Annotated in this window: 5 protein-coding genes; 3 read left to right on the forward strand and 2 right to left on the reverse strand. The window is 47.5% G+C overall.

All coding sequences use genetic code 11. From position 1 onward, the window contains the following. The first annotated feature begins 82 nt into the window (after positions 1-82). The gene (locus J4G02_22945; GenBank protein MCE2397366.1) at positions 83-1,429 is read left to right on the forward strand and encodes a glycoside hydrolase family 32 protein; all 1,347 of its coding nucleotides are present in this window, start codon (positions 83-85) and stop codon (positions 1,427-1,429) included. Positions 1,430-1,546: 117 nt separating this feature from the next. On the opposite strand, the gene J4G02_22950 is transcribed toward J4G02_22945, so the two are convergent. Together J4G02_22950 and J4G02_22955 are read right to left on the reverse strand one after the other, a co-directional pair. Then, positions 1,547-1,876 carry an iron-sulfur cluster assembly accessory protein gene (locus J4G02_22950; protein MCE2397367.1) on the reverse strand — a complete coding sequence of 110 codons (330 nt, stop codon included), beginning with the start codon at positions 1,874-1,876 and terminating at the stop codon, positions 1,547-1,549. A gap of 14 nt (positions 1,877-1,890) precedes the next feature. Then, positions 1,891-2,220: an iron-sulfur cluster assembly scaffold protein gene (locus J4G02_22955; protein ID MCE2397368.1), complete on the reverse strand. Its 330-nt coding sequence runs from the start codon at positions 2,218-2,220 to the stop codon at positions 1,891-1,893. 175 nt (positions 2,221-2,395) lie between these two features. On the opposite strand from J4G02_22955, the gene J4G02_22960 reads away from it, so the two are divergent. Next, the gene (locus J4G02_22960) at positions 2,396-3,088 is read left to right on the forward strand and encodes a hypothetical protein (GenBank protein ID MCE2397369.1); all 693 of its coding nucleotides are present in this window, start codon (positions 2,396-2,398) and stop codon (positions 3,086-3,088) included. 42 nt (positions 3,089-3,130) lie between these two features. Further along, positions 3,131-3,728, forward strand: a 598-nt coding sequence (locus J4G02_22965) for a hypothetical protein (protein MCE2397370.1), incomplete at its 3' end; no start/stop codon positions are given.

The following is a 3,728-nucleotide window of genomic DNA, read 5'->3' on the forward strand; positions in this document are numbered from 1 at the left end:
AAAATATACATAGAATAGCCTGCAAAACAGACAGAATCGCGCGTATCTCTTTGCAACGTTCAAAACGGAAAGGAAATAATTCATGATTCAGACAGCTTACAAGGAAACGTATCGTCCACAGTTCCATTTTACACCGAAAACTAACTGGACCAATGACCCGAACGGGTTAATCCACTACAAAGGCGAATATCACCTCTTCTTTCAACACAACCCATCCGGCATCAATTGGGGCAATATGACGTGGGGACACGCTGTCAGTCAAGACCTCGTTCATTGGAAGCAACTGCCGCACGCCATCCATCCTGATGAACTCGGCACAATCTTTTCTGGCTCCGGTGTCGTGGATTGGAAGAATACCGGTGGTTTTCAGACCAGTGATGAGGCGGTGCTTGTCAACTTTTATACATCTGCGGGGAACCATGCCCCAGAACCTGTCCCGTTTACGCAGAGTATCGCCTATAGCAACGACCGCGGGCGGAGTTGGATAAAATATGAAGGCAACCCTGTCATTGAGCATATCGTCGCAAGCAATCGTGACCCGAAGGTAATTTGGCACGAACCTACGCAGAAATGGGTGATGGCACTCTATCTTGATAAGAATGATTACACCCTGTTCGGTTCAACAAATCTTAAGGAGTGGACGCGGTTATCTGACCTGGAGATTCCCGATACAGAATGCCCTGATATTTTTGAACTTGCTGTCGATGGTGATCCGGATAATATGAAGTGGGTCTTTTGGGGGGCAGCAGGAAAGTATTACGTTGGCAACTTCGACGGAACCACCTTTACGCCGGAAGGCGATGCGCATCGTGCTGACTATGGTGCCAATTTTTACGCAGCACAGACATGGAGCGACGTGCCAGAATCCGATGGCAGACGCATTCAAATCGCTTGGATGAGCGGTAGCAATCCGCCAGACATGCCATTCAACCAACAGATGAGCTTTCCATGTAACTTAACCCTTCGGACAACTGCAGAAGGTATCCGTCTTCATCGAGAACCGGTCGCGGAAATTGAAAACATCCATACCTATACGCACGCGTGGAGCGATCTAACGCTTACACCAGGGGAAGATCCACTTGCAGGTTTGACGGGTGAATTGTTTGACATTCGCGCTGAAATAGCACTCAACGATGCCAGTGCTGTCGGCTTCAAAATTCGCGGACAAGACGTGCGTTATGATGTCGCTGAACAACAACTGACCTTCCTTGAGAGAAGTGGTCCGTTGTCGCCACAAGATGGAAATATCCGTCTGCAAATTCTGGTGGATCGCATCTCTATCGAGGCGTTTGGTAACGACGGTGAATTGTCAATGACTTCGTATTTCCTTCCAGATGTAGATAACGCGGATATTGGCGTTTACGCCGAGGGTGCGGACGCGACTTTGGTATCACTGAAGGTGCATGAGTTGAAATCGTCGTGGGTGTGATTTGGCTGTCAGTAGTCAGCCGTCAATAGATGAGGTTTCAAACCTCATCAGCGAGGATGGAATAGCAGATAATAGCGGGGTTTGAAACCCCGCTATATTGAAGTCGGAAAAAATGCATTAAACGCTAAAGGATTCGCCGCAACCACATGTGTTTTTAGCACTCGGATTGGTTATTTTAAAGCCAGAATCCATTAACCCGTCGTTATAGTCGAGTTCGGAGCCAGCGAGATAGAGTGTGCTACGCGGATCAATGAAAACTTTTAATCCGTGGAATTCAAACACTTTATCGGTATCCTTAGCGGGACCAAATTCAAGGTTATATTGGAAACCGGAGCATCCACCACCGACAACTTGCATCCGCAAGCCGAGTTCGGATTCAGCTGGAGCTTCACTATTACTAATAAGTGTGATTGCTTTTTGTGCGGCAGATTCTGTGACACTAATCATGGGGGTTACACCTCCTATTTAGACAGAAAATCAGCGATGGCGTTTTTGAGAACATTCTCAGCAGCGTGCGCGTAACGGAATTTATCTGCTGGCAGTCCTCCTAACGCTTCAGAGAGCTGCACAGCGTTAATTTCTTGTGCTTCTGGAATCTGTGTGCCTGTAACCAGTTCGGTGAGGGCAGAAGCACTTGCAATGGCAGTCGGGCATCCGAACGCTCGGAACTTCGCCGCAACAATGACATTATCGACGATCTTGAGCGTTAATTTTACCATCTCACCGCNATCTGCAATAGTCCCGACATTGCGGGGGTTTTCGTAATGATCGCTTACCTGCGGCGTATACATCTGACGTTACAAATCGGCCTGATGATTTATGAGATAAATTGTAGTCTACAATCTCATGATTAAAGAAGTCTTTCCTGAATTATACGATATTTCCAGACGCATGTCAAGTTTTTAATGTTGCAACTTAACTACAATTCCTTTAAAATAACACCTAAATCAATGAAGGAGAATTATCATGCTTCAAAAATGTCAGTTGATTTTGGGTTTAGCGTTTAGCTTTCTGCTGATACAACCCATCACGGGTTTTGCTGTAGAAGAATTCAAAGTCTCTGAGTATGGAAAAGGTGAACAGGTTTGGTTTGAGGCGGAAGCCTTTGATGAAAGGGATTCCGAGGATGTCTATAAATTGGGTAAAGGCGAAGGGGCGGTAGATCCCGCTGATGGTGCGTTCGGCGATATTGTCACGAATGCCGGTGGACAAGGATGGTTACTCTACAGGTTTGACATCAGTCGGGCCGGTGGAAAGGCAGGAGACTGGCGGTTTATCGGACGGCTCATAAATCCGAGCAACCACTCCGATTGGTTGTGGGTTCTGGGCGACGATGGTGCTAAGATTCCAGAGGTGGCACCCGCCTTTGTCCGTCCTGATGATATTATCTTTGAAGAAAACGTTCCAGAATGGGCATGGATGCGGACCGGCGATTTTGGACAGGATGCTGGCACGATTAATGAATTGCAAGACGGCGAAAACGTTATGATGATCTGGACACGACAGAGTTCGATCCAGGTCCAGTACGACGTTTTTTGCTGGTCCAGCGATTTGGAATATGAACCCACAGATGAAGACTACGAAAAGGCGGAAGCGAAAACACTGCCCGTAGAACCGGATGGGCTACTCACCACAACATGGGGGCGGCTTAAGCAGTAACTTCCTTAGAATAGCACCAAAATACGATCAAGGAGAATTATGATGCTTCAAAAATGTCAGTTAACCTTCGGCTTAATTGTATGTTTCCTGTTGATACAACCGCTTACAGGCTTTGCCGTGGAAGGATTTAAAGTCTCTAAATACGGGAGCGGCGAACAGATTTGGTTTGAGGCGGAAGCCTTTGATGAAAGGGATTCCGAGGATGTCTATAAATTGGGCAAAGCTGAAGGCGCACTCGAACCAACGGAAGGTGCCTTCGGGGATATTGTCACGAATGTCGGTGGACAAGGATGGTTACTCTATAGGTTTGACATCAGTGCCGCTGGTGGAAAAGCAGGCGATTGGCGGTTTATCACGCACGTTATTAATCCGAGCAATCATTCGGATTGGTTGTGGGTCTTAGGCGACGATGGCGACGAAATTCCAACCGAAGCACCCGCCTTTGTGCGTCCGGATCACATCATCCTTGAAGAAAACGTCCCTGAATGGGCATGGCTGCGAACAGGCGATTTTGGAAGCGATGGTGGCACAGTCAATGCATTACAAGACGGCGAAAACGTCATGATGATCTGGACACGACAGAGCTCGAACCAGACCCAGTACGACGTTTTCTGCTGGTCCAGCGACTTAGAATACGAAC

It is taken from the genome of Candidatus Poribacteria bacterium, assembly GCA_021295755.1.
In the GTDB taxonomy this organism is placed as follows: Bacteria; Poribacteria; WGA-4E; order WGA-4E; family PCPOR2b; genus PCPOR2b.